23 protein-coding genes, 2 tRNA genes and 5 pseudogenes are annotated in these 24017 nt (G+C 57.3%); 23 read left to right on the top strand and 7 right to left on the bottom strand.

Annotated features, from left to right (window positions below; genetic code table 11):
* The first annotated feature begins 50 nt into the window (after nt 1-50).
* The 3 genes and pseudogenes from JCM25146_RS07015 (at nt 51) to JCM25146_RS17900 (ending at nt 2334) form a co-directional block, all read left to right on the top strand.
* Nucleotides 51-710 carry a TetR family transcriptional regulator gene (locus JCM25146_RS07015; RefSeq protein WP_025826866.1) on the top strand — a complete coding sequence of 220 codons (660 nt, stop codon included), beginning with the start codon at nt 51-53 and terminating at the stop codon, nt 708-710.
* Nucleotides 711-779: 69 nt separating this feature from the next.
* A tRNA-Gln gene (locus JCM25146_RS07010) sits at nt 780-854 on the top strand.
* A 239-nt stretch (nt 855-1093) separates the two neighbouring features.
* Nucleotides 1094-2334, top strand: a pseudogene (locus JCM25146_RS17900) (MFS transporter).
* 88 nt (nt 2335-2422) lie between these two features.
* Here the strand turns inward: JCM25146_RS17900 and JCM25146_RS06995 are convergent.
* Complete coding sequence (locus JCM25146_RS06995; RefSeq protein WP_025826862.1) at nt 2423-2692, bottom strand: HU family DNA-binding protein; 270 nt, start codon at nt 2690-2692, stop codon at nt 2423-2425.
* A 764-nt stretch (nt 2693-3456) separates the two neighbouring features.
* A tRNA-Gly gene (locus JCM25146_RS06980) sits at nt 3457-3531 on the bottom strand.
* A 178-nt stretch (nt 3532-3709) separates the two neighbouring features.
* On the opposite strand from JCM25146_RS06980, the pseudogene JCM25146_RS17895 reads away from it, so the two are divergent.
* The 9 genes and pseudogenes from JCM25146_RS17895 (at nt 3710) to ubiM (ending at nt 12020) form a co-directional block, all read left to right on the top strand.
* Nucleotides 3710-5772: pseudogene (locus tag JCM25146_RS17895) on the top strand (NAD(+) synthase).
* 59 nt (nt 5773-5831) lie between these two features.
* Complete coding sequence (hisB, locus tag JCM25146_RS06970; protein WP_025826860.1) at nt 5832-6428, top strand: imidazoleglycerol-phosphate dehydratase HisB; 597 nt, start codon at nt 5832-5834, stop codon at nt 6426-6428.
* Between the two features lie 138 nt (nt 6429-6566).
* A complete protein-coding gene (gene hisH / locus JCM25146_RS06965; protein ID WP_025826859.1) occupies nt 6567-7223 on the top strand; it encodes an imidazole glycerol phosphate synthase subunit HisH in 657 nt (218 codons plus the stop codon).
* Nucleotides 7223-8561 (top strand): annotated as a pseudogene (gene hisA / locus JCM25146_RS24875) (1-(5-phosphoribosyl)-5-[(5-phosphoribosylamino)methylideneamino]imidazole-4-carboxamide isomerase). Before hisH ends, hisA begins: the two are co-directional and overlap by 1 nt.
* A complete protein-coding gene (gene hisF, locus JCM25146_RS06955; RefSeq protein WP_025826857.1) occupies nt 8555-9346 on the top strand; it encodes an imidazole glycerol phosphate synthase subunit HisF in 792 nt (263 codons plus the stop codon). The pseudogene hisA and the gene hisF overlap by 7 nt, the downstream one beginning before the upstream one ends.
* Complete coding sequence (locus JCM25146_RS06950; protein ID WP_025826856.1) at nt 9339-9821, top strand: phosphoribosyl-ATP diphosphatase; 483 nt, start codon at nt 9339-9341, stop codon at nt 9819-9821. The genes hisF and JCM25146_RS06950 overlap by 8 nt, the downstream gene beginning before the upstream one ends.
* Before the next feature lie 6 nt (nt 9822-9827).
* A pseudogene (locus JCM25146_RS17885) lies at nt 9828-10201 on the top strand (histidine triad nucleotide-binding protein).
* A gap of 38 nt (nt 10202-10239) precedes the next feature.
* Nucleotides 10240-10821: a nitroreductase family protein gene (locus JCM25146_RS06940; protein ID WP_025826854.1), complete on the top strand. Its 582-nt coding sequence runs from the start codon at nt 10240-10242 to the stop codon at nt 10819-10821.
* A 5-nt stretch (nt 10822-10826) separates the two neighbouring features.
* Nucleotides 10827-12020, top strand: coding sequence for a 5-demethoxyubiquinol-8 5-hydroxylase UbiM (gene ubiM, locus JCM25146_RS06935; RefSeq protein ID WP_025826852.1), 1194 nt, complete (start codon nt 10827-10829; stop codon nt 12018-12020).
* A gap of 3 nt (nt 12021-12023) precedes the next feature.
* On the opposite strand, the gene JCM25146_RS06930 is transcribed toward ubiM, so the two are convergent.
* Both JCM25146_RS06930 and JCM25146_RS06925 read right to left on the bottom strand, forming a co-directional pair.
* A complete protein-coding gene (locus JCM25146_RS06930) occupies nt 12024-12440 on the bottom strand; it encodes a DUF4186 domain-containing protein (RefSeq protein ID WP_025826850.1) in 417 nt (138 codons plus the stop codon).
* 8 nt (nt 12441-12448) lie between these two features.
* Nucleotides 12449-12901: an Ivy family c-type lysozyme inhibitor gene (locus tag JCM25146_RS06925; RefSeq protein WP_051544107.1), complete on the bottom strand. Its 453-nt coding sequence runs from the start codon at nt 12899-12901 to the stop codon at nt 12449-12451.
* A 655-nt stretch (nt 12902-13556) separates the two neighbouring features.
* Between JCM25146_RS06925 and JCM25146_RS17880 the strand changes: the two are divergent.
* Nucleotides 13557-14881: pseudogene (locus JCM25146_RS17880) on the top strand (tyrosine-type recombinase/integrase).
* A 150-nt stretch (nt 14882-15031) separates the two neighbouring features.
* Here the strand turns inward: JCM25146_RS17880 and JCM25146_RS21970 are convergent.
* The 3 genes from JCM25146_RS21970 to JCM25146_RS06915 all read right to left on the bottom strand — a co-directional run bounded on the left by JCM25146_RS21970 (nt 15032) and on the right by JCM25146_RS06915 (nt 16589).
* Nucleotides 15032-15343 carry a hypothetical protein gene (locus JCM25146_RS21970; protein WP_148299001.1) on the bottom strand — a complete coding sequence of 104 codons (312 nt, stop codon included), beginning with the start codon at nt 15341-15343 and terminating at the stop codon, nt 15032-15034.
* A 4-nt stretch (nt 15344-15347) separates the two neighbouring features.
* Entirely contained in the window at nt 15348-16232 is an 885-nt protein-coding gene (locus JCM25146_RS21965) for a DUF6731 family protein (RefSeq protein WP_148299000.1), read from the bottom strand.
* Nucleotides 16233-16295: 63 nt separating this feature from the next.
* Nucleotides 16296-16589 (bottom strand): helix-turn-helix domain-containing protein, encoded by a 294-nt coding sequence (locus JCM25146_RS06915; RefSeq protein WP_242400983.1) that lies wholly within the window; start codon nt 16587-16589, stop codon nt 16296-16298.
* Nucleotides 16590-16685: 96 nt separating this feature from the next.
* Between JCM25146_RS06915 and JCM25146_RS17875 the strand changes: the two genes are divergently transcribed.
* The 10 genes from JCM25146_RS17875 (at nt 16686) to JCM25146_RS06865 (ending at nt 23876) form a co-directional block, all read left to right on the top strand.
* On the top strand, nt 16686-16931 hold the full coding sequence (locus tag JCM25146_RS17875; RefSeq protein ID WP_025826844.1) for a hypothetical protein: 246 nt from the start codon (nt 16686-16688) through the stop codon (nt 16929-16931).
* Nucleotides 16928-17362: a hypothetical protein gene (locus tag JCM25146_RS06905; RefSeq protein WP_025826842.1), complete on the top strand. Its 435-nt coding sequence runs from the start codon at nt 16928-16930 to the stop codon at nt 17360-17362. Before JCM25146_RS17875 ends, JCM25146_RS06905 begins: the two co-directional genes overlap by 4 nt.
* On the top strand, nt 17359-17817 hold the full coding sequence (locus JCM25146_RS06900; RefSeq protein ID WP_025826840.1) for a hypothetical protein: 459 nt from the start codon (nt 17359-17361) through the stop codon (nt 17815-17817). Before JCM25146_RS06905 ends, JCM25146_RS06900 begins: the two co-directional genes overlap by 4 nt.
* Nucleotides 17818-17871: 54 nt before the next feature.
* Entirely contained in the window at nt 17872-18507 is a 636-nt protein-coding gene (locus JCM25146_RS06895) for a hypothetical protein (protein WP_148298999.1), read from the top strand.
* Between the two features lie 291 nt (nt 18508-18798).
* Complete coding sequence (locus JCM25146_RS06885; protein WP_025826834.1) at nt 18799-19548, top strand: BRO family protein; 750 nt, start codon at nt 18799-18801, stop codon at nt 19546-19548.
* Nucleotides 19545-19976 (top strand): hypothetical protein, encoded by a 432-nt coding sequence (locus tag JCM25146_RS17870; protein WP_242400982.1) that lies wholly within the window; start codon nt 19545-19547, stop codon nt 19974-19976. The genes JCM25146_RS06885 and JCM25146_RS17870 overlap by 4 nt, the downstream gene beginning before the upstream one ends.
* Before the next feature lie 25 nt (nt 19977-20001).
* A complete protein-coding gene (locus JCM25146_RS23615; RefSeq protein ID WP_242400981.1) occupies nt 20002-20151 on the top strand; it encodes a hypothetical protein in 150 nt (49 codons plus the stop codon).
* Nucleotides 20138-21199: a DUF7146 domain-containing protein gene (locus JCM25146_RS06875; protein ID WP_025826833.1), complete on the top strand. Its 1062-nt coding sequence runs from the start codon at nt 20138-20140 to the stop codon at nt 21197-21199. Before JCM25146_RS23615 ends, JCM25146_RS06875 begins: the two co-directional genes overlap by 14 nt.
* On the top strand, nt 21156-23096 hold the full coding sequence (locus JCM25146_RS06870; RefSeq protein ID WP_035372139.1) for a DUF927 domain-containing protein: 1941 nt from the start codon (nt 21156-21158) through the stop codon (nt 23094-23096). The genes JCM25146_RS06875 and JCM25146_RS06870 overlap by 44 nt, the downstream gene beginning before the upstream one ends.
* Nucleotides 23097-23315: 219 nt before the next feature.
* Complete coding sequence (locus tag JCM25146_RS06865; protein ID WP_025826829.1) at nt 23316-23876, top strand: recombinase family protein; 561 nt, start codon at nt 23316-23318, stop codon at nt 23874-23876.
* Nucleotides 23877-24017: the final 141 nt, after the last annotated feature.

Below are 24017 nucleotides of genomic sequence, written 5' to 3'. Positions count from 1 at the left end.
TTTAATACCACTCCACCCGCTCCTTACCGCTCATCCGACAGGTCTTTGATATGGATAATGACGATTTTGACACAGCCCTTGTCTCGGCTGCCCTGACACTGGCGCAGGATCGGGGCTGGAGTTCCGTAACCGTGCTGGCAGCAGCCCGTCAGGCAGGGCTGGCCCTGCCCGAGGCACGGCGGCGTTTTCCGCTCAAGGCCAGCATCCTGCTCCGCCTTGGCCGCATGGCCGATGATGTGGCGCTGGCGGACGACATGATCTGCGGTGATGTGCGTGAACGCCTGTTTGACCTGCTCATGCGCAGGCTGGATGTGTTCCAGCAGTACCGCGGGGGATTACAGTCTGTTTTTCGCACCCTGCCCATGGACCCCGCACTGGCCATACTGCTCGGAGGGGCTACGGTGGAGAGCATGCGCTGGATAGCCGATGCGGCAGGTGTCAACACCAGTGGCGTTGTCGGCTTTGTGCGTGTGAACATGCTGGTGGCGGTATGGACCCACACCCTGCGCGTATGGGAAAAAGACGAGAGCCCGGACATGGGCAGCACCATGGCAGCCCTTGATCTGGCGCTGGACAAGGCCGGGCGGTTTGGCCTGTTCCCCACCGGGGGAAACACGGACACAAACCAGGACGGACTGGCTGATCTGGAAGATGTAACGGACATGGACGCTGCTTTTGCCAGCACGACAATATCGGCCACACACGCCTAATTTTGCAACAAGCGGCCTTTACGACTGACCCCTGTTCGGCTTAAAAGAGGCGCAGGCAGTTCAGGCCATTGGGGCGTAGCCAAGCGGTAAGGCAGCGGATTTTGATTCCGCCATGCGGAGGTTCGAATCCTCCCGCCCCAGCCAGAACCTGTTTTTCTCCCATTCCCTCATGACAGCAGGTCCACCCACCCCAGCGTGATCATGGGAGGGAAAGCTGTTTTTTCCGCCCGATCCATACCCCATGGCATGGCGGCAGCAGGCAAGGTTTCTGGTCCATACGGTGTTTTGATTGGCGTTATGGCTGATCGCCACGTGTTCTTGCCCGCACGGATGGTGCCTTTCTGTCCGTCTTTTTCTGTTTTGGATAAAACGCAACCATTGCCATGACCGATCCCTCCGCCCCCACTCCCTCCCTCCTGCGTCACCCCGGTCTGGTGGCCGCCATTGGGGCGCGGGCCCTGTCCTCCTTTGCCGGGCAGGTGCAGGCCGTAGCCGTGGGCTGGCAGATTTATGCGCTCACCCACAGTGCAGCAGCTCTAGGGTTTGTGGGGCTGGCCCAGTTCCTGCCCATGATGGCGTGCATCTTCCCCGCTGGGCATGCGGCTGACCAGTACAACCGCCAGCGAATTGTTGTGATCTGCCAGAGCATTGCCATGCTGGCGGCAGCACTTATGGCCTATGCCTCTTTTACACACCAATTGAGTGCAGGCATGATTTACGGGCTGGTGGCCATATTTGGCACTTGCAAGGCGTTTGAAATGCCGGCCCAGCAGACTTTTCTGCCCTCCATTGTCCCTCCTGCCCTGTTCCCGCGTGCCACGGCACTTTCGTCCTCGCTGTTTCAGGTCGCGAGCATTGCCGGACCATCCTTGGTGGGCTGCTGTACGGTCTGGGGGCCGGGGTCTGCTATTCCCTATGCGCACTCAGCTTTGCCATTGCCGCACTGGCCACGTGGTCCATGGTCATGACCAGACCTGTACGCCCGCGCCAAAAAGCTACATTGGCAGCCATTTTTGGTGGCATTGCCTTTTTACGGCGCAAACCCACCATGCTGGGGGCGATCTCGCTTGACCTGTTTGCCGTGCTGCTTGGTGGCGCTACGGCCATGCTGCCAATGTTTGCAACCGACATTCTGCATGCCGGACCATGGGGACTGGGTCTTTTACGAGCAGCCCCCGCAGTGGGTGCCCTGCTTGTTGCTGCCATTCTGGCCCGCCATCCACTCGGCCACCATGCCGGGCGGTGGATGTTTGCTTCCGTGGCCGTTTTTGGGGTGGCCACCATTCTGTTCGGCCTGTCCCGCTCCATTGGCGCATCCGTGCTGATGCTGGCCATTCTGGGTGGGGCGGATGTTATCAGCGTGATGGTGCGCGGCGCACTGGTGCAGCTTGGCACGCCCGATGAAATGCGTGGCCGGGTCTCTGCCGTGAACATGCTGTTCATCGGGTCATCTAACCAGCTGGGTGAATTTGAAAGCGGGATGCTGGCGGCCGTTATGGGGCCGGTTGCCGCTGTTGTGCTGGGGGGCATTGGCACGCTGGTCATAACCGGGGTGTGGATGGGCCTGTTCCCCGGCCTGCGCAAACTGGACAGGCTGGAAGATATTACAACCGATACGCTCTAGACCTGCCCACCATAAAAAAGCCGCACCATTACCATGGTGCGGCCCCGCCAGACCCCGGCCCGAAAAGAACAGGGGTAGCAGTTTTTTCTCAGACAGCTTTTTTAAGGTTGGGGCTGGCTTTGAAGCGAACAGTCTTGCCTGCCTTGACCTTGACCGGCTCGCCCGTGCGCGGGTTCAGTGCTTTGCGTGCCTTTGTCTTACGCACTGTAAACGTACCAAAGGACGGCAGGGTAAACCCGCCTTCACGCTTAAGTTCGACCACAATGGCGTCAATAAGGTCATTCGCAGCCTGGTTGGCGGCAACCCCTGTGCAGTTGATTGAATCCTGAATCACTGCGGCAATAAAGGCCTTGCTCATAGAATTACTGGCTCCCCTTCAGACAAAATTTTATACATGACAATTATTGAACCGATATGCCTAAAAGGCTTTAACGGCTTGTAGTCACATTTTTTAAAAATCACCAACATAAAAAAATTATCTTTTTCGATTCCTTACGATGGGAACAGCAGAAACGGAATCTGTGTCCTTATGGACACACTCTACTCTCCCGACTTACACCCTGCTCTGTCCCAGAGGGGGTTCCCATACAGCACTCAGGAACGGGGAGTCCTGTTTTGCGAGCCTCACAGCCAGTCTCCGTGCCTATCTGCCAAGCTGTGACCTGACTGGAAGACCTGCTCGGGCAGGATCATTCGGCCCGTATAAAATGACACGTTTTTAAAAAACCAACTATTCCATAATGGCTTTTAGTAACATGCCCTGCCACGCATGGATATAGGGTATCATGCTACTGTTTTAAGAAGGTTACTTCTTCAAAATGACTGGATTGCAAACGTCTTATTAAAAATAAAAGGCGCATCCAAGCCCTGTATGACCCAGTCGTGCACAAGCATGACCAAGTATAATGTTCTTCCATATGGAATATCTGTTACATTTTAAGGTAAAGCACGTCCGCCGCTATGCAGTGGAGCCTCTGGCACCTGTTTGCAAGAGTGCCGCCCACCAAACAGATTGATGGAGAACAGGGCTGGACTCTTATGCTGGAATGTACAGAATAGGCCAGAAACAAAAAATGACCCCGAAGGATCATTTTTAACCGAACCAAATTTTCAAGGAAAATCTGGAGCGGGCGATGGGATTCGAACCCACGACCCCAACCTTGGCAAGGTTGTGCTCTACCCCTGAGCTACGCCCGCATCTGATGGGCTCCTTTTATGAGCACACGCCCGATCGCGCAAGAGGGAAAATGTAAAAAAGGCGCTTTTTTTCATGCCCCTGCACGCATCTGTCATAAAACAGCACTTTACCAACCCTTGGCGGCCAGTTTGCTCACCTGCTAGACAGAACCATGCACCCCGGCAAGGAAGGAAAGCCGTGACCACGTCCCTATTCCGATCTCTGTACCATCAGGGATTTGTGCGCGTGGCAGCCTGTACCGTGCCTGTCACCCTTGCGGACCCGCAGGCCAACATGGAGCAGATTGCAGCCACCGCCCGCAACTGCGCCAGTCAGGGTGCAGGTCTGTGCGTCTTCCCCGAACTGGGGTTGAGCGGTTATTCCATAGAAGACCTGCTCCAGAACAGCACAGTGCTGCATGCGGTCGAGTACGCGCTCCTCGCACTGGCTGAGGCCTCCACCGACCTGCTGCCCGTGCTGGTGGTTGGCGCCCCCCTGCGCCACATGAACAGCCTGTATAATTGCGCCGTTGTTCTGCACAGGGGCCGTATTCTGGGCGTAGTGCCAAAAAGCTACCTACCAAATTACCGCGAATTCTATGAACGGCGACACTTTGCACCCGGTGCGGCCATACGGGGCCAAAGCCTGCAACTGGGGGGGCTGAGTGTTCCCTTTGGTGTGGACCTGCTTTTTGCCGCCCATGACGTACCCGGTTTTTGCCTTGGGGTAGAAATCTGCGAGGACATGTGGGTGCCCAGCCCGCCCTCCACGGCACAGGCCATGGCGGGGGCTACCGTGCTGGCCAACCTGTCCGCGAGCGATATTACCGTAGGCAAGGCGGAAACCCGCAGCCTGCTCTGCCGCTCCCAGTCCGCACGATGTGTGGCCGCTTACCTGTATGCCGCCGCCGGGGAAGGCGAATCCACCACTGATCTGGCGTGGGATGGCCAGACCGCCATTTTTGAAAACGGCACCCTGCTGGCCAAAAGTGCGCGTTTCCCCAGTGGTGCATGTGCGGTCGTGGCCGATGTGGACCTGACCCTTATCCGCCATGAACGGACGCAGATGGGCACCTTTGCAGACTGTGCAAACGTAACCGCCACATCTGCCCAGACCAGCCACGGCACATGGCGTTCCATAGGCTTTACGCTGGCCCCACCCATGGCGGACCTTGGGCTTTTGCGCCCACTCCCGCGCTTTCCCTTTGTGCCTGCGGACCCCGCGCGGCTGGAACAGGACTGTTTTGAAGCCTTTACCATTCAGGTCTCGGCCCTCCGCCAGCGGCTGACAAGCTGCAAAGCCAAAACCATGGTCATTGGCGTATCGGGCGGGCTGGACTCCACACACGCCCTACTTGTGGCCGTGCGCACGGCGGACGAGCTGGGCTGGCCACGCAGTGCCGTGCGCGGGTACACCATGCCCGGCTTTGGCACCACGGAGCAGACACTGGCCAGCGCAAACGCCTGATGGAACACCTGGGCATTACACGCGCCACACTGGACATCCGCCCCGCAGCAACCCTGATGCTCCAGACACTCGACCACCCCTTTGCCCGGGGCGAGGCCGTGCATGACATTACCTTTGAAAATGTACAGGCCGGGCTGCGCACGGATTTTCTGTTCCGGCTGGCCAACCAGCACAACGGCATTGTCATTGGCACGGGGGACCTGTCCGAGCTGGCTCTGGGGTGGTGCACCTATGGCGTGGGCGACCAGATGGCCCATTACAACGTTAACGCAGGACTCCCCAAAACCCTGATCCAGCACCTGATCCGCTGGTGCATAGCCTCCGGCCACTTCCCGGCCGATGTCGGCTCCGTACTGCGCACCGTGCTGGCAACCGAGATATCGCCCGAGTTAATCCCCCAATCCGCAGGGGGCAGCCAGAGCACGGAAGACACCATAGGGCCATACGCCCTGCATGATTTTACTCTTTACTATATACTCCGCCACGGATTTGGCCCTACGCGCATTGCCTTTATGGCCGAACAGGCATGGGCCGATGTGGCGCGCGGCGCATGGCCAGCAGGCTTTATGGAGCATGAACGCACGAGCTATACGCTGGCAGACATCCGCAAATGGCTCCGGGTCTTTTTGTTCCGGTTTTTTACCACCAGCCAGTTCAAGCGTTCGGCCATGCCCAATGGCCCCAAGGTCATGGCGGGGGGCAGTCTTTCCCCCCGTGGGGACTGGCGCGCCCCGGCCGATGGCAATGCCACACTGTGGCTGAGGGAACTGGACGAACAGGTGCCCCAGACCTGAAAACAGACCAGTGCTGGCGGAATGGCATTGTGCCCGTTCTTGAGCTATAAGCTCAGACCATGACAACACCGCGCCACGCCACAGTTCACCGCGTTACCAGCGAAACCGATATTGCCATTGCCCTGACACTGGACGGGACTGGCAAATCTCGGATTGAGACCGGTATCGGCTTTTTTGACCACATGCTGACCGCTCTGGCCAAGCATGGCCTGTTTGATCTGGACATAACGGTCAAGGGTGACCTGCATATTGATGGGCACCATACAGTAGAGGATACCGGCATTGCGCTGGGGCAGGCCATGCGCACCGCACTGGGTGACAAGCGCGGCGTGCGCCGCTTTGGCTCGGCCCTTGTCCCGCTGGACGAAGCCCTGTGCGAGGCCGTGGTGGACCTGTCTGGCCGACCGTTCCTGACCTTTGACGCCACGTTTGACCGCGACCGCCTTGGCACGCTGGACACGGAACTGGTGGAAGAATTTTTTCGGGCGTTTGCCATGTCGGCCATGCTCACCTTGCACCTGAACCAAAGAGCAGGCAAAAACTGCCACCATATTGCCGAAGCCGCGTTCAAGGCCCTTGCCCGCGCCCTGCGCATGGCGGTAGAGCCAGACCCGCGCGCACTGGGAGCCATTCCTTCGACCAAAGGTGTGCTATAAACTCGCTGGCTGCGCAGATGATCCAGCCATGCCCACCACGGGTATGGCGGCAGACCAGACAGACAACCAGCCCTGCTTTTTTGCCCCGATGCGGGTCAATGGCAGGGTTTTCCGCAGGATCAGAATCAGGAGGGTTTTATGGCCCAGCCTCTCTCCATTGCCGTTGTTGACTATGAAGGGGGCAATCTGGCCTCCGCCGCCCGCGCCACCATGCGCGCGGCCGAGCTTTCAGGCATTGCCGCCACAGCCATCATTACCAACGAACCCGCAGAAGTCCGGCGTGCGGACCGCATTATTCTGCCTGGCCAGGGTGCGTTTGCCGACTGTGCCCAAGGGCTTGAGTCTATTGCCGGGCTCAAGGACGCCATTTTGCAGACCGTGGCAAAAGGCACGCCTTTTCTAGGTATCTGTGTGGGCATGCAGCTTATGGCCCAGCGTGGGCTTGAGCATGGTGTAACAGAGGGCTTCGGCTGGATTGAGGGCGAAATTGCCCCCATGGACGCCCCCGGCCTGCGCCTGCCCCAGATGGGCTGGAACGAACTGGAACTCCACAAACCCCACCCGCTTACGCAGGGCTTAGGCCCCGCCCCGCACGGCTATTTTGTCCATTCCTACGCCCTGCGCAACACAACGGATGACGTGTTACTTGCCAGTGCGGACTACGGCGGCAGCGTGCCCGCCATAGTGGGTCGCGGCAATGTTGCCGGGACACAGTTCCACGTGGAAAAAAGCCAGACCGTGGGGCTGAAGATCCTTGCAAACTTCCTTGCATGGCAGCCGGAAGAGACACTCTGATGTCGCGCACTGCCCGCGTCCAGCGCATTCTCGCCTTAGAGGAAGATGACCTTCAGGCGCTGTGCGAAGCCGTGGATGCCGCCATTCTGGATGGTGGCGGTTTTGGCTGGTTGCAGCCACAGGGGCGGCAGGTTCTTGAGCGCTATTTTAGGGGGCTGCTGCTGGTGCCCGAGCGCATGCTGTTCGCCGTCAGGTTGACGGGGTTATTGTGGGCGGGGCCCAGCTTATCCGCGCCCCGCGTAATAACGAACTGCAAGCCATGTGCGTCACTCTTGCCCATCTGTTTGTCGCCCCCTATGCGCGCGAGCGCGGACTGGGAGCCGCCTTGTTGCAGGAGGTAGAAAATGCCGCACGCAACATGGGCTTCAGGGTGCTGAACGTGGACGTACTGCAAACACAGACTGCCGCCATTGCCCTGTTTAAAAAAACCGGGTTCCACATCTGGGGCGAACATCCGTTTTATGCGCGGGTGGGGGACGAACTGGTCTGCGGGCTGTTCCTTACCAAATGTCTGGATGATACCCTGCCCCACCAGCCCGCCAGAACCTGCAACGAACAAGAAGCCACGCACACGTCATGAATACACCCGCATCCCCCCGCCCCCTGACCCTCTACCCCGCCATCGACCTGAAGGATGGGGCCTGCGTACGTCTGCGCCGTGGAGAAATGGACGATGCAACCGTCTATTCCGACAACCCCGGCACACAGGCAGCGGCATGGCAGGATGCGGGCTTTGAATGGCTGCACGTGGTGGACCTGAACGGTGCTTTTGCCGGTGCTTCAGCCAATACAGACGCAGTCCGTGCCATTCTGGCCGCAGCCCGCGTGCCCGTACAGCTTGGTGGCGGCCTGCGTGACATGAAGGCCATTGCAGCATGGCTGGATGCGGGCATTACCCGCGTTATTCTGGGCTCGGTCGCGGTCAAGAATCCCGCACTGGTGCGCGAGGCATGCCGCACCTTCCCCGGTCGTGTTGTTGCGGGGATTGATGCACGCTCGGGCCATGTCGCCACGGAGGGCTGGGCCGAAGTCTCCGATATGCAGGCAACCGACCTTGCCCTGCGCATGCAGGACGCGGGGGTAAGTGCTGTCATCTTTACCGAGATCAGCCGTGACGGCATGCTGGAAGGGCTGGATATTGAGCAGACCGTGGCATTGGCCAACACCGTATCCATTCCCGTTATTGCTAGCGGGGGCGTTGGCGGCATTGAGCACCTTGCCGCCCTGCGCCAGGCGGCCAACACCACACCGGGCATAGAAGGTGTTATTGTTGGCCGCGCGCTGTATGATGGGCGCGTGTCCCCGACTGAAGCCCTGCGAGTACTGAGCGGATGCTGAAGCTACGCGTTATTCCCTGTCTGGACGTCAAAAATGGCCGGGTGGTCAAGGGGGTCAACTTTGTCTCCCTGCGTGATGCGGGCGACCCGGTGGAGCAGGCGGCAGTATACGACGCCGCCGGGGCGGATGAGCTGACCTTCCTCGACATTACCGCCAGCCACGAAAACCGGGACACCATTTTAGACGTGGTTGGCAAGACGGCGGAAAAAATCTTTCTGCCCCTGACCGTGGGCGGGGGCGTGCGCACAACAGACGACATGCGCCGCCTGCTGCTGGCAGGGGCAGACAAATGCGCCATGAACTCGGCCGCAGTCACCCGCCCTGAGCTGATTAACGAAGCCGCACGCAAGTTTGGTAGCCAGTGCGTTGTGGTGGCGGTGGATGCCCGCCAGACGGCTCCGGGCAAATGGGAAGTCTTTACCCACGGCGGGCGCACCCCCACAGGCATAGACGCCATAGACTGGTGCAGGCAGGCCGCAGAGCGTGGGGCGGGAGAAATCCTGCTGACCTCCATGGACCGTGACGGAACGGGCAGCGGCTTTGATCTGGACCTGCTCCGGGCCGCAACGCAGGCCGTGCGCCTGCCAATTGTGGCTTCCGGCGGAGTTGGCACGCTGGAGCATTTTGTAGAAGGCGCCAAAGCCGGGGCTACCGGGTTGCTGGCCGCCAGTGTTTTCCATTTTGGGCAGTTTACCGTTGCGCAGGTCAAGCAGGCCCTGAGCAATGCCGGACTGCCGGTTCGCCCTTCCCCCGCCCCTTTTCAGGTCAGTCAGACGCATGATTAAAAAAGCTCCGTCAAAAGCCACCATCAAGGCCGAGACCAAAACCACCAAGACCAAAAAAACCAAGGCGGCGGAAACCACGCAACACCCTCCTTTGTCCACCGAGGCAGACAGCTCGGTTCTGAACCGGCTGTACGATGTTGTGCAGAGCCGCAAAAACGCCGACCCCTCGGTCAGCCATTCGGCCCGCCTGCTCTCACGCGGGACATACAAAATCGCCCAGAAATTTGGCGAAGAAGCCGTGGAATGTCTGATTGAGGCCGTAGCAGGCCGTACCAGCCTGCTGGTGGGCGAAAGTGCGGATGTGCTCTACCACCTGATTGTCATGTGGGTGAACGCAGGCATTACGCCAGAAGAGGTCTGGGCCGAACTGGCGCGGCGCGAAGGCACCAGCGGCATTGCCGAAAAAGCCTCCCGCCCCAAACCCGCACCGCACACGGCAGATACAACCACGCCAGACACCACAACACAGGACTGAACCACCATGGCTGTGACCGGCAAAGGCCCTTATGATCCGCAGAATATTTTTGCAAAATTCTGCGTGGGGAAATCCCGTGCAAACCTGTTTTTGAAAACGAATGGGTTCTGGCGTTCAAGGACATCGCACCCAAAGCCCCCGTGCATGTGCTGATTATCCCCAAAAAGCCCTATGTCTCCTTCATGGACTTCAGCAAGAATGCCCCTGCGGAGGAAATTGCCGAGGTCATGCGCTCCGCAGGCCAGATCGCCCACACACTGGGGCTGGAAGAAGACGGATACCGGCTGATCACCAACGCAGGCACGAACTCGGGGCAGGAAGTGCCGCATTTTCACCTGCATCTCATGGGTGGTGGGCCTCTGCCCGCGTTCCCCCAGTAACGTCCACAACACTCCTTGCCGCAACAAAGGCCCTGACCATGACGCCTATGGACATGCTGCTTACCCGAGCCTCCACCGACCGGTTGCAAGACCCTGCACCTGCGCCCGCTCAGCTCATGGATATACTGGCCACAGCCATGCGTGCGCCCGACCATGGCAGACTCCAGCCATGGCGTTATGTTGTGATTGCAGGGGAGGACCGCCCAGCACTGGCCGAGCGTATTGTGGCCAGCATGGCGCGTGTGGAGCCAGAAGCCCCTGCTGCCAAAATTGAAAAACGGCGCAGCCGGTTCTCCACCATGCCCATGATTATTGCTCTGGGCATGCATTTGCGCCCTGAGCACAAAATCCCGCTCTGGGAGCAGGAAATGTGCGTGGCGGCAGGTGCCATGAATATCCTCAACGCCCTCCACGCAACGGGTTTTGGCGGTGTGTGGGTATCTGGCGCACTGGTTGAGGACCCCATTCTGGCGGCCGATCTGGGGCTGTCCAAGCTGGCAGGCTTTTTATTCGTGGGGACGCCCGATGGGGCGCAGCACACCCCAAAACGGGCCGACCCAGCCCTGTTTACCGCACACTGGCACGGCCAGCCCGTAACCTTTGGCGCTGACAAGGACTAACCGCCATGCCCGATCCTGCGCAGACAGATGTTGCCATTATCGGTGGTGGCCCGGTCGGGCTGGCCACAGCCCTGCTTATGGCGCAGGGCGGCCTTTCGGTCACGGTTATGGAGCGCGCGCCGCTTAATACCTGGTCCGAACCCGGTTTTGACGGGCGGGAAATTGCTCTGACCCACCACTCCGTCCGTCTGCTGGAGCAGGCAGGGGCGTGGTCCCACATTCCGCAGGCCGTTATCTGCCCGCTCAAGGAAGCGCGGATTGAAACAGGCAGTTTCCGCCACCCGCTCACGTTTGATACGCGTGGTGAGGGGGTAGATGCACTAGGCTGGCTGGTTTCCAATAACCAGATTCGCCGCGCGCTGTTTGCTGCCGCACAGCACATGCCCAACATTACCTTGCAGTCCGATACGGTTGTGCAGACCATCCGGCAGGGGCAGGACTACGCCGCCGTCCACCATAATGGCGGACAGGTGAATGCCAGACTGGTAGTCGGAGCGGATGGGCGTTTTTCCCCCACCCGCCAGCGCGCAGGCATTGGCGCCATTGTCCATGACTTTGGCAAGTCCATGATGGTCTGCCGCATGGCGCATGAATCCCCCCACCATAACGTCGCCCTGCAATGGTTTGATGAGGGGCAGACAATTGCCCTGCTGCCCGTAAACGGGATGGCGTCCTCCCTTGTGCTGACCCTACCGCCGGAGGACATCGCCACACTGGCTCACATGCCGCGAGAAGCATTTAATACCGAAATCATGCGCCGCGTTGGCAACCGGCTGGGCGCCATGCGGCTTGTCAGCACCCGGCATGTGTACCCGCTCAAAGGCGTTTATGCACACAGGTTTACCGCACGCCGTCTTGCCCTTGTAGGCGATGCAGCCGTGGGCATGCACCCGATTACGGCCCACGGCTTCAACCTCGGCCTTAAAGGGCAGGAAACACTGGTCCGGCACGTTCTGGCCGCTGTAGCCAATGGGGCAGATGCAGGTGCCCCAACTGCCCTACGCGCCTTTGAGCACCAGCACCGCAAGGCAACGGCACTCCTGTTTGCAGGCACCAATGGTATTGCCTCGCTTTACACGCATGACGGCCCACCATTCCGCCAGATCCGCGAAGGGTGCCTGCGCATGGCCGACAGGTTCTCCCCGTTCAAAAAAGCTGTCACATCCCTGCTGATGGACCGCCAGCCCTCAGCCTCCTGAACCCTAACGGGCTGCGCGCGCCATCTCTTTTTCCAGCCACTGTGCCAACACGCTAAGGATATACGTCTGTTCATCCGCGCTCAGGCGACGGCCAGAAGGAAGCGCGTGCCATTTGGCCAGACAGGAGCGGCAGCATGTGCCCGTCGCATGTTGCGCCACAAATACGGGGTGGCCCTTCCAGGGTGTCTGCCGTCCATCCTTAAGGGGTGAAGCCGGGGCCAGACGGCGGGCAATAAAATCCTGCCCGTGCTCCAGAACAAGGGGCAGACCTTTTTCCAGCAGATATGCCATATCCTGCGCGTTCAGGTGGAACCGCTGCCTAAATGCAGAGCGGGCCAGCCTGTCCCATAGCGCCACGGGCACAGTAACCCGTGGCGCGGCCACCTGCCGCGCAAAAAGATCGCCCTGAAAACCCGTCATGCCTTACTTTATGGGGAGGCCGGGCTTTTTTTACCAGTCTCCGCAGCATTACGACCGGGACGATCAGGGTTGTTGACATTATACGCGGACTGAAGCGCATCCAGCACAGGAGCAGAGGGCTCACCCAGCGGCATCTGGTACAGGGTATTGTTGGTCACAACGGACAGTAGCCCCCAAGCCTTATGCCCATCCGGGGTAAACAGCACTTCCATCTGATAAGCCGCGCAATCATGGGGTTTGCACAGATGCCCCAACAGATAGGGCTTGCCACCAATGCTGGTTTTTTCCACGGGAACCGAGGTTGCTTTTAGCTCAGACACCCACGCGGGCAGCGTACTCATGGCATGGTAGGCCGGCGCATATTCCGGTTTGGCTGCAAATTCCGCTGTCACAGGCAAATCTGCTGCCAGTGCAGGTGTTGCCAGACCAAGAGCGGACAACAAAAGGAGGGAAAAACGCATGCTCATACCTCGTGGGCTCTGATTGCCAGAAGAACAGCCCCGAGCCTGCGGCTGTCCCGGATAATGCGCCATCCTATAACCGGATCATGAACAAACAAGGGCAGCACACGACGTGCCACCATGCTCTCCCATAGGGCAAACAACAGCGGTTATGCTTCCATAAGGAAACAACGCTGAAAGATAGATTTTTTAAGGAAATATAGACCCCGATCAGAAATAAATAACCGGAGCCTGAAAACCACCAGAAGCTAAGGAAAAGCTTGGTGGGTGCACAAGGACTCGAACCTTGGACCCGCTGATTAAGAGACACAGACCCCGAGATACCGTTAAGACGCAGGGAACCGCAAGAAGACGAAAAAACGGCTGTTTTTGGCGGGTCTATAAAAAGCGATGATGCAGGGTGACGCAACGAGCCGCACGGATTACCTTTTCAAATGACTCCGGATTGACTCCGGAAAACGGCATCAGCGGGTGCAGGAGGGGGACAGGTGCCAAAAATTCGGGCCGGGTTACACCAAATGCGGTGTAATAGGTGTATCAGGTGTAACACTCATATATATTATATTGATTTTATTGAGTTTTTTTGCTCTCAGACTGCTACACCTCACCAGTTCGTGAGGTGTAGCAGGTGTGACAGATGCCCCGGAGGGGCCGCATGAAGCTGACAAAATCGGGAATAGACGCCCTCACCTGCCCGCCGGGTAAGCGGGACGTGATGTTTACCGATAGCGAGGTGAAAGGCTTTGCCGTGCGGGTAAACGCCACCGGCACCAAGACTTTCCTGTTCAACTACCGCTTTGCCGGTAAGCCTAAACGGCTGGTGCTGGGGCAGTATGGAGCCTTAACACTGGCACAGGCCCGCAAACTGGCCGAAGCCGCACGGGGCCGCGTTATGGCGGGCGGAGACCCTGCTGGCGATAAAAAGGCACAGGTGCAGGAGTATCAGGCGCAGGTGGCCGAGCAGGCCGCACAAGCTGCCGCCAATGCCTTAACGCTGGATGTGCTGATAGACCGCTGGCTTGCCGGAGCATTACGCGACCGGGCGGCCAGCTACCGGCGCGATGCCCCACAGCGCATACGCTACGCCCTGCCCCACCTGCTTGGCCGTGCAGCCCACGCCATTACGCAAGCGGAGGTGCAGGCCCGGTTGGATGAAATAGCTGAGGACCACCCGACCACAGCCCGCCGACTCCATGCCTATGGCCGCGCCATGTATGGCTGGGCGGTCAAACGCGGACTGGTGCCAGACAACCCATTCTCTGCCGCGATTGTGGAAGGCCGCGAAGTCTCCCGCGACCGGGTGTTGTCCGATGCGGAGTTGGGGGAGTTCTGGCGAGCTTCCGGCCTGCTGCCTTACCCGTTCGGCCCGTTCTTTCGCCTGCTGGCATTAACCCTCCAGCGCAGGAATGAGGTAGCGGGGATGCAATGGAGCGAGATAGCCCCCGACCTTTCAACCTGGACCATTCCGGCCGAACGGGCCAAAAACGGCAAAGCCCATATTGTCCACCTGTCCGAACCGGCCCGGCATGTGCTGGCAGGGTTACACCGGCAGACCGACCCAAAGACCGGGGCCATATCGCCCTTGGTGTTTACCTGCACAGGTAGAACGCCCATTTCCGGCTTCTCGGCTGCCGTGGCACGGCTGGAAGCCTGATTATGCGTGAACGGGCCGAGCAGGCCACCAGTGGGCAAAAAAAGCGGGAAAAAAGCCCCTCCACCCTGCAAGCTACGGTGGGGTGGCGGTTGCATGACCTCCGCCGCACGGGTGTGACCGTCATGGCCCGGTTAGGGATTGGCCCCCATGTGGCCGATAGAGTGCTGAACCATACGGAGGGCACCATTAAAGGCGTTGCAGCCGTTTACCAGCGCCATGAGTTCCTAACAGAACGGGCGGCGGCGCTGGATGCGTGGGCCGGGCATGTGCTGGGTGTGGCTTCCGGAGTAGGAATCGAACCCACGGCAGGGAATAAATATTTGTAAATTAAATTACAAAATAAAATCAAACATGACGCAATAGTTTAAACATTATTTTTGTAATTCTATGATACGACAGAAATGAAAACATACTAGAAAATGCCCACATTGCTTCATAAATTGTTTTATATTGTGATTTTATATCAGAATTTGGTGTCACCAAAAAAAACCAACAACAGATAATACCGCAAGAAAAACAGACGACGATATCCCGCTTCTTAAATAAGAAAACAGCCTAGAAAGTAGATTATTTTCTTTTAAAATTTTGTAAGCTTCGCTGTCTTTCATGGTTAAAATTAGCCCCTGAGCAACACCCAAGAAACCTGCAAAAACAGCAGCTAATGTAGCGGACGCACCTAACAAGCCCGAGGGGTCTTGTGGAAAGCTGATTTTAAAATAATACCATATGGTAGCCGTAATAAGCGAAACGACCCATGCCTCCCAACGCTCCCAGAATAGACCTAGCATAATTCTACCTCAATAACTCACGCTCACGCCAAGACTGAAAGGTACGTTGAAGAGCTTCCCATCTTTCTTCAAGTGGATAACGTTGCGCGCCATTCAAAACTAAAGGAACATCCACTTGCAATCGTGCTTCAAGAAAATCTATAGGTGCAGCAGGAGCTTCTTCATCTTCACGAGCAATTATTTTGAGCTCCGTTAAATTAGCTCGTTCACCTAATAAGCTTCTGACCGCGTCCTTTATCAATGGTAACGGTAAAGAGGCATCTCTTTTTTTGGAAGCTTTAATTTCAACTTTTAGAGTTTCGGCTTGAGCTACTAGGGGGTTATCAAGAATTTTGCCTAGCGATTGATTTTGATTGATTTCATCTGTGTTTATTCCGGGAATATGTATAGAAAACACAATAGATCTAGCTAATCTCATATGTTGTAGTTTGTCTCGGGCATCAGGCTTCATTATCGGAACTAAATTAAATCCATCTTTTTCTTCATTTTTATCAATATTCACCGGCTTTTTGGATATTTTCCTAGAAAATGCATATAGATAAGATGATATACTTGGAGATCTCGGTCCATAATGATTGTATTGCATGATAATGACTGACAGTTCTTTATCATAATATACAGCGGTCTCCTCTCCAAAGCCATCTCCATCATTTAATTCAAAATCTTCTATTGGAGCGGCGAGTGGTGTTTTTCCAGGACCAGATGTGCGTATTTTTGTAAAATCTAGGTACCAATTTCCCGATCGGCTGCAAACAGCCTTCTCAAGGCGTACGCTACCATTCGATGTTTGAAAAAAGCGTTCTTCATACGGAAGTATTTTTATATAATTGAGTACGTCATCCAGTGATATATCAGAGCGCTCATGGACTTTAAATGCTATTATTTTCACCTTTGTAATCCCTCAAATTACTGTTTAAAAACGCACAGTCGTACAAATCGACGACCGGAATTTTCAAGCCTTGATCCCCTTTATCAGCCTTACCCCGACCCCACCGCCATTCTCCGGAATAAACTGGACGCCAGCGCCTTCTAGTGCTGAGCGGATAGCCGCCATATTGTTCGGATAAGGAGTGCGCACTCCACGCTCAAAATCCTTGACCGTATGCCGAGATACATTCGCCGCGTTGGATAGAGCCTCTTGGCTCCATTCAATCAAAGCACGGGCGGCACGGCATTGGGCCGGGGTTAAAGCCAATCCTGACAAACTATAGCCTTTTTGGTTGATCTCGTAGTTATATTCAACCATATTGGCTTAACTTGCCTAGTGAGGCAACCGACCGGATGAAAAGCTTGCACCCTTTCCATCCGGCCTAACCACAACCGCTCGTATCAGGAGACGGTAATGGCTAACCACGCCTATACCATGCCCGGCAAATGCTTGGCAGTGCTTACCCTTGCTCGCCTGCATGGCGATGCTCTGGCCGCCATTGGCGCGGCTGGCCTTTGTGTGCTGGCTCTGGCTGGCGCTCTGCACCCCGAACACCTGCAAGCCCCCTCCGGCCAACAGGCACACCACACGCAGCCCCAACGCAAACCCGCCAAGCTTTACATGGCCTGCCTGCTCCCCAGCCCGGAGGTGGCAGAATGAACCAGATGCAGACTGCCCCCACGGGCCTGTCCCGCCGTGGTGCTCTTGCCTCCGTATTGGCTGCCACAGTGGCCGCCATGCCCGTTATGGCCTGTGCTACTACTACCAATGAGGATAGCGCCGCTCTGGCTCTCTGTGCCGCGTTCTGGCGGGTGCATGACCGCATTAGGGCAATGGATACAGACCCGGAGTTACCCTACGGCTCGCCAGAGCAAAAACGGTTTGAGGCGGATCTAGCCAAGCTGTGCGGGCAAGAAGTGGATATTCTAAGCCAGCTTGCCAACACCCCAGCAGGCCAGCAGGGCAAGGCCGCCATCCTGCGGGCAATCCTCCCCACTGCCTTTGCAGACTTTGACCTAGGCATAGAATGTGAGGAGATCCGGCTGGTCCTGAGCCTGCTGGATGATCTGGCCGGAGGGCTGGCAGCATGAGCAAGCCACACCCCACACAAACCGGCCTATCCCGCCGCACAGCACTGGCCGGGGTTCTGGCCCTTGCCGGTAGTGCTACCCCCGCTCTGGCCGCCTATGCCACGCCAGATGATGCGGAATTGCTGCGGGTGGTTCAGGCCGGGCTGGAGGCCGATACAGCCTTTTGCCAGCTATCCGAGGCATGGAGCCATACAGTTGATATACCGCCGCATGTGGAAGCTCAGGAACTCGCTCTAGCAGATGCCCTGTCCGATAAATGGGATGAGGCCGGGAGCCTGCAAGCCCATACGCTGGCAGGGCTACAGGCCAAAGCCCGACTGGCCCTTACCGCCATGCCCCTTAACCGCAACGGCACAGTCAGCCCCGGCGCTCCGGAATACCTTGCGTGGTCGCTCTGCCGTGACCTGCTGGGGGTGGTCGAAAATAGCAATACATCCAAACACCAACAATTTTGATGGACAAATAAAATGGATGTGCTTTTATGCCCCGGTGAACAGAAAGGAGTCGCCGTGGCCACCTATAAGAAAAGCCAAGCTCTTTATGCCTTATGGCGCACATTGAGCAATCCGGCGCTGTCGGGTGCCTGCGAGCGGCCTCCTGCCATTTTCGGACGGCGGTTTGATAAACTGGTTTCCGTGAATATCCCTTTGCTACCAGAGGAACGGGTAGGACAAGCAGGGCAGGACAATCACTTTACACCGGACCAAGTGTTCCTCATGGCTGTAGCCCTGACCATTATGGACTCAGGCCTTGGCTTGGGTGCAACCGGGTTCTTTATCTATCATGCACGGGAAAGCCTGAAAGCGCGTTACAGAGCAATTATGGAAAACCCGCCGTCACCTTTCCCAGAATACGAAAGGGACGATAAGCGCGTTTATCTACTGTTCCAGAACCGCGACATTCAGGAATTTTACCCAGCAATAAACCCCAAAGAAGTTGAGGGCTGGGTAGGAACAGGCATCCCTCCGCTCATTATTAACCCGGTTTATGCGGAGGGTCTCGATGGTCTTAAAGACAAAATGGCTACATACCTACAGGGTGGCAATCATAACCACGTCTTGGTCATAGAGTTGGCTAAAATGGCTTCTGTTCTCACAAACAATCTCAAACAGGCACCAGTTGCAAAACGGGGGCGTCATAAGTGATGCCTTTTGCCTAAAAGACCAACAAAAAGGTGGGACAATGAGGGTGAGCGTACCATTCCCGGCAGCCCCTATTCTGGATGAAACCCGTGTCTATTCAGAAAAATGGGCAGCAGATTTTCTCGGGCTATCAAGCAGGACTCTGCAAAACATGCGCAAAGATGGCGGAGGGCCAATCTTTGTAAAAATCTCTGAAAGGCGCGTGGGCTATACCCTGTCCGCCCTCCGCACATGGGTCGTCTCGCGTTCTGTGCGGAGCACAGCAGACGCCACGGTAAAACTCGGAGGTGTGGCATGAGAACTGCGCTTGCTCCTTTTGCCTTCGATTTTGAAGGCCACGCCGTCCGTGTCTTAACCCGTGATGGTCTACCGTGGTGGGTTCATGCTGATGTGTGTGCTGTACTGGAAATTGCCCAGCCGCATCGTGCCGCTGATCGTTTAGACAGCGATGAAAAGGACCGTCATATTATGACGACCCTTGGCGGTTCACAGGAAATGACCATTATCAACGAGTCCGGCCTGTATTCCCTTATCCTGACCAGTCGGAAAGCAGCAGCCAAGCGGTTCAAAAAATGGGTTACAGCAGAGGTGCTACCAGCCCTCCGGCGCACAGGCACATACAGCATTGGCGCACAGCCTGATATTGGCCATGTCTTGGGCGTTGCCGAAGCTGCCATTCTCGCCAGCCAAAATGCCGTAAGAGTGCTGACGCCTAAAGCACAGGCATATCACAGCCTGACTTGCATGGACGGGCTACATACCCTGACGGACGCGGCCAAGCTATGCGGACAAACCCGTAACCAGTTCCTCAGCAAAATGGAGGCAATGGGCTGGATATACCGCTCTGGTGGCACCGGGCGTTGGCAAGGCAAAGCCGACAAGATCAAAGCAGGCTGCCTGACACACAAATATCACGAAACCCGTGACGAGGACGGCCACCTTAAGGAACGCTCTCAGGTTGTCGTTACTGACCGAGGTGTTGCCAAACTTAAGGTTCTCCTTGCTCGCCTCGACACCATCATGCTGGAAGGGAATGCAGCATGAGAACTGCCCTGCCAACGTGGACGCATGGCGCCATGCTCTCGACCGTGAAAATGGCCAAGGTTGCAAAGCAGTATGAGGAAACACCCTGCACATGGCTGTGGTCGGACTATGATGCTCATGGTCCTAATCTGCTTGCTAGGCTGCTCAATTTCTTGGCAGGTGTTGAGGGATACCTCCCTGAAAGCATGTCACAGCCGAACTTAATCAAAGCCCTCCGGCCTTATGGCATTACGGATTTTGCCGTTGTTCCCTCGCCTATGGCCATTGCCGGGCTGGCAACAGTCTGGCGCTATGTCCTTGAGCTTTTGGAGGCAGATGCCACATTCTCAAGCCTCCTTGTGGACGAAGACAGACCCATACATGCGGCACTGGAGTTTATTCCCATTCGGGCAGCTGGTGCGTTTGCGCGCGGCGCTATGCCGCAATAGCCGTTCATCTGAGGCACTTTTTTGGTTGGAGCAGATCGGCTGGGGCGAACTGCTGGAACTGGCTGACAAGCGCGATCATGCCGCCCGTGAACTAATCACTGGCCGTGCTTTCTGTGAGCCGGAGGGTGGTGTTGCCATTCTCCCCAAAGACTGGTGTGACCATGCAGCGGCCTAACGCCTCCGAACTGGCCCGGCTTCTGGCGGACCACATTACGCGCCTAGCACCTGAACTGCTGCCGCATGGCAAAAAGGACGGAGCGGAATGGCGCGTAGGGTCTTTAGCTGGAGAGCCGGGGCAAAGCCTTGCTGTGCGTCTGACAGGTGCACGGCGGGGGCTGTGGTGTGACTTCTCCAGTGGGGAGCGTGGCGATGCTCTGGATCTTGTGGCCGCCTGCCTGTTTAGCCATAACCGCAAAGACGCAATGGCATGGGCCAACACATGGCTGGGGCTGTCGAACAACGCGCCACATGCCCCCGTCCAGCGCCCTCCGGTTCAAGAAAAACTGAATAGTCCTGAACTGGACAAGGAAGCACAGCAGCGCAGGGCCAAGGCCCGGCGGCTGTGGCAGGACGCAGCGCCCGGCATTGCAGGCTCTCCGGTCGAACACTACCTGCAAGGCCGTGGCATAGACCTGCGCTTGCTTGGTCGTGCGCCGGGTGCGTTGCGCTTCCATCCCGCCGTGTGGTGTGCGGAGGTGCAACGTCCTTTGCCTGCCATGCTGGCCGCAATCGTTGGGCCAACAGGGAAAATGGCTGCGGTGCACAGAACATGGCTGGCACAGGCACCCTCCGGCGCATGGGGCAAAGCTGAACTGGCAAATGCTAAAAAGGTGCTGGGTAGCTTTGCAGGTGGGTGCATCCGCCTATGGCGTGGTGCCTCTGGTGCAGCCCTTGGCATGGCTCCGGATGGTGATGTGACCATTCTGGCGGAGGGCATAGAAACAGCCCTGAGTTGTGCCATCGCCTGCCCGGAATACCGTGTTCTGGCCTCTGTCAGCCTAAGCAACATGGCTGCCGTCAAACTGCCTGACACCATTACCGAAATTATTGTGGCGGCTGATAACGATGCCGGAAATCCGGCTGCGCGTAAGGCGCTGAAAGCTGCCCTTCACCAATTTGCACAGCAGGGCCGCACGGTTCGGCTCGCCGTGCCAGAAATCGAACATGGAGACTGGAACGATGTCCTCCGAAACGAACCAGACACAGGCCGGAACAGGTCGTGAAGGTGTGCGGGCAGCTTTGTCGGGTGCCAAAGTTATCAAACTGAAAAGCGGTAAGGATAAAGACACCAAGAGCAAGCCCTCCGCTAGACGGACAGAAACAGAGGACGGGCGCTTTTTCTGTGACGCTCATGGCCTGTTCCGAAAAGCAGCGGACAACCCCAAAAATGATATGAAACTGTCCGGCCCCATTGAAGCCATAGCCGAAACACGCGGGCCAGATGGCAAAGGCTGGGGCATCCTGCTGGGCTGGATAGACCGGGACGGGCAAAAACATGAACAGGCTTTTCCGCGTAACCTGTTCAGTGGCGATTGTGGCGAACTGCGGAGCCAGCTTGCAGACGGTGGGCTTACACTTTCGGCCATCCCAGCAGCCAAGACAGCCTTTGCAGACTGGCTCAGCAGCGTTTCCACACCAGAGCGGGCACAGTCGGTCGGGCGCATTGGCTGGCATACACTGCCGTCTGGCCGGGCCTATGTGCTGCCAGATGCCACCTACGGCAACATGGACGAACGGGTAGTGCTGCAAACAGCCGAGCCGGAAACGGATCTGTTTGGCATATCTGGCACGGTGGAAGAATGGCAGCAGCACATAGGTTTGCTGTGCCGGGGCAACAGTCGTCTTGTCCTGGCTGTATCGAGTTCATTCGCTGCACCATTGCTCGGCCTGCTGGGGCTGGATGGTGGTGGTATATCGCTCTTTGGTGCCAGCCGGGCCGGTAAGTCCACAGCATTGCTGGTTGCCTCCAGCGTATGCGGTGGCACGGCAGATGCAGGGGCCAAAGGCTATGCCCGCTCTTGGCGCTCTACCTCCAACGGACTGGAAAGCGTTGCGCTGGCAAGTTGTGACGCCCTGCTACCGCTGGACGAAATAGGCCAGCTAGACCCGCGAGAAATTGCCGATGTGAGCTACATGCTTGCCAACGGGCAAGGCAAAGTCCGTGCCAGTCGCACCGGCTCTGCTCGTACTGTTGCGCGCTGGCGGGTGCTATTCCTGTCAACGGGCGAAAAAACACTTTCCGATGTAAACTCCGAGGCTGGCCGGGCCACCAAAGCAGGCATGGAGGTGCGCTACTGTGACGTGCCAGCCGATGCAGGGGCCGGTATGGGCCTGTTTGAGAACACGCACCATCTGGATAGCGCTGGAGAGTTTGCGGATTATCTGGGCAATGCCTGCGGGCAGTTTTACGGCGCACCCTTTCGGACCTTTCTGGAACGTCTGACCGCCCTCATGGCGGAGGAAGGCATACGCCCGCTACGGGAACGCCTGCTGGAGCGTCTGGAAGCCATAGCAACAGGATACCTGCAAAACTGGCCCCGCGCCTCCGGACAGGTACGTTCCGTTGCCCGGCGCTTTGCCATGATTGCTGTGGGCGGTGAGCTGGCAACCACCTTTGGCCTGACCGGCTGGGATGCCGATACGGCAGACGCTCTGGTCAGTCTATGCTTTGGTGACTGGTTACGGGCGCGTGGCACCTCCGGCCGGAGGGAAGACGAACAGGCCGTGCAGCAACTCCGCGACTTCATTGCCCGCAATGGTGCGTCACGCTTTCAGGATTGGGTGGACAAAACAGCGGAAGAATTCCCCCAGTCATGGGATGAAGGCAAACCACCACCAGAGAGATACCGCACACAGAACCAAGCAGGCTGGAGACGCTGGGCCAAAACGCAAGAGGGGCAATGGGGCTGGGGTTACATGCTCACGTCCTCGGGGATGCGTGAAGCTCTGGCGGGCCTGAACCTGCGGGATGCTACCAAGGTGCTGGCCGAGCGTGGTGTGCTGATACCGGATAAAGAGGGCAAATTCTCGCAATCTGTCCGCCCACCGGGGCAAGCTGGCAATATTCGGCTTTATGTGGTGGCCGGAAACATTCTGGCACTCTCTACCGGCAATGAGTGAGTTATGGCCGGAGGGGGCGTGTCTGTCTCCCCTCCGGTCTATTTCCGCTCGGTATGCACCCACAGCATGACTCGCCGTGTCTCTTTGAAGTATACCCCATAGAGACAAATTTGTGAGACAGTGGGTTGGCGGTTTTCTGCGTCTCAAATGGGTTGATTTTTAATTTTGAGACACATAAAAGAGAAAGTCTAAACCCTATTGAGACAAACGAGACGCGGAATGACCATTTACGGATATGCGCGAGTCAGCACGACTGACCAAGACCTGACCATTCAGGAGCAGACCCTTACCGCAGCCGGGTGCACGGTCATTCGCTCCGAAAAGGTTTCAGGGTCGAGCACTAGTGGCAGGAAAGAACTGCAAACCCTGCTTGCCTTCCTCCAGCGGGGCGATGTGCTGGTCGTCACACGCATAGACCGGCTGGCCCGCTCTATTGCTGACCTTCAAACCATTATGATGGAACTCAAGGCAAAGGGTGCAGCCTTGCGCTGCACAGAACAGCCCGTTGACACCAGCACAGCAGCAGGCAAAGCCTTTCTGGATATGCTGGGTGTGTTTGCCGAGTTTGAGACAAACCTCCGCCGGGAACGCCAGATGGAAGGCATAGCCAAGGCTAAAGCGGACGGACGTTATAAAGGACGAAAGCCTACAGCCCGCAATCAGGCCACCGAAGTGCAGGCACTTATGGAGCAGGGTATGAGCGCCACCGAGATTGCCAGCCGTCTTGGTATAAGCCGGGCCTCTGTTTATCGCTGCAAGGATGCAGCCGAGCCTGCGTGAGCCGTGGGCATGGCGTGCGTGGTGTGCGCGGGCAGCGCGCGGGTTTCTTTTCCGATTTTTGAGCATTTCAGAGCTAAAACAGGCCGAGCTATGCACCAAAAGCATAACGAAAAATGTGTATTTTAAGGGGCAAAAAGCAGG

It is taken from the genome of Acetobacter okinawensis JCM 25146 (assembly GCF_000613865.1).
GTDB classification, from domain to species: Bacteria; Pseudomonadota; Alphaproteobacteria; order Acetobacterales; family Acetobacteraceae; genus Acetobacter; species Acetobacter okinawensis.
Note: the sequence above shows the minus strand (reverse complement) of the source record. Positions and strands in the feature narration are given on the sequence as shown.

Excerpts from the sequence above, each read along its gene's own strand:
- JCM25146_RS06925 (WP_051544107.1), bottom strand. The coding sequence starts at position 12,901 with ATGCGTTTTTCCCTCCTTTTGTTGTCCGCTCTTGGTCTGGCAACACCT.
- JCM25146_RS06995 (WP_025826862.1), bottom strand. The coding sequence starts at position 2,692 with ATGAGCAAGGCCTTTATTGCCGCAGTGATTCAGGATTCAATCAACTGC.
- JCM25146_RS06940 (WP_025826854.1), top strand. The coding sequence starts at position 10,240 with ATGACGCCTATGGACATGCTGCTTACCCGAGCCTCCACCGACCGGTTG.
- JCM25146_RS17870 (WP_242400982.1), top strand. The coding sequence starts at position 19,545 with ATGAGAACTGCCCTGCCAACGTGGACGCATGGCGCCATGCTCTCGACC.
- JCM25146_RS06930 (WP_025826850.1), bottom strand. The coding sequence starts at position 12,440 with ATGACGGGTTTTCAGGGCGATCTTTTTGCGCGGCAGGTGGCCGCGCCA.
- hisB (WP_025826860.1), top strand. The coding sequence starts at position 5,832 with ATGACAACACCGCGCCACGCCACAGTTCACCGCGTTACCAGCGAAACC.
- JCM25146_RS06865 (WP_025826829.1), top strand. The coding sequence starts at position 23,316 with ATGACCATTTACGGATATGCGCGAGTCAGCACGACTGACCAAGACCTG.
- JCM25146_RS06905 (WP_025826842.1), top strand. The coding sequence starts at position 16,928 with ATGAACCAGATGCAGACTGCCCCCACGGGCCTGTCCCGCCGTGGTGCT.
- JCM25146_RS06950 (WP_025826856.1), top strand. The coding sequence starts at position 9,339 with ATGATTAAAAAAGCTCCGTCAAAAGCCACCATCAAGGCCGAGACCAAA.
- JCM25146_RS06870 (WP_035372139.1), top strand. The coding sequence starts at position 21,156 with ATGTCCTCCGAAACGAACCAGACACAGGCCGGAACAGGTCGTGAAGGT.
- ubiM (WP_025826852.1), top strand. The coding sequence starts at position 10,827 with ATGCCCGATCCTGCGCAGACAGATGTTGCCATTATCGGTGGTGGCCCG.
- JCM25146_RS06915 (WP_242400983.1), bottom strand. The coding sequence starts at position 16,589 with ATGGTTGAATATAACTACGAGATCAACCAAAAAGGCTATAGTTTGTCA.
- hisF (WP_025826857.1), top strand. The coding sequence starts at position 8,555 with ATGCTGAAGCTACGCGTTATTCCCTGTCTGGACGTCAAAAATGGCCGG.
- JCM25146_RS21970 (WP_148299001.1), bottom strand. The coding sequence starts at position 15,343 with ATGCTAGGTCTATTCTGGGAGCGTTGGGAGGCATGGGTCGTTTCGCTT.
- JCM25146_RS06875 (WP_025826833.1), top strand. The coding sequence starts at position 20,138 with ATGCAGCGGCCTAACGCCTCCGAACTGGCCCGGCTTCTGGCGGACCAC.
- JCM25146_RS17875 (WP_025826844.1), top strand. The coding sequence starts at position 16,686 with ATGGCTAACCACGCCTATACCATGCCCGGCAAATGCTTGGCAGTGCTT.
- JCM25146_RS06885 (WP_025826834.1), top strand. The coding sequence starts at position 18,799 with ATGAGAACTGCGCTTGCTCCTTTTGCCTTCGATTTTGAAGGCCACGCC.
- hisH (WP_025826859.1), top strand. The coding sequence starts at position 6,567 with ATGGCCCAGCCTCTCTCCATTGCCGTTGTTGACTATGAAGGGGGCAAT.
- JCM25146_RS07015 (WP_025826866.1), top strand. The coding sequence starts at position 51 with ATGGATAATGACGATTTTGACACAGCCCTTGTCTCGGCTGCCCTGACA.
- JCM25146_RS06900 (WP_025826840.1), top strand. The coding sequence starts at position 17,359 with ATGAGCAAGCCACACCCCACACAAACCGGCCTATCCCGCCGCACAGCA.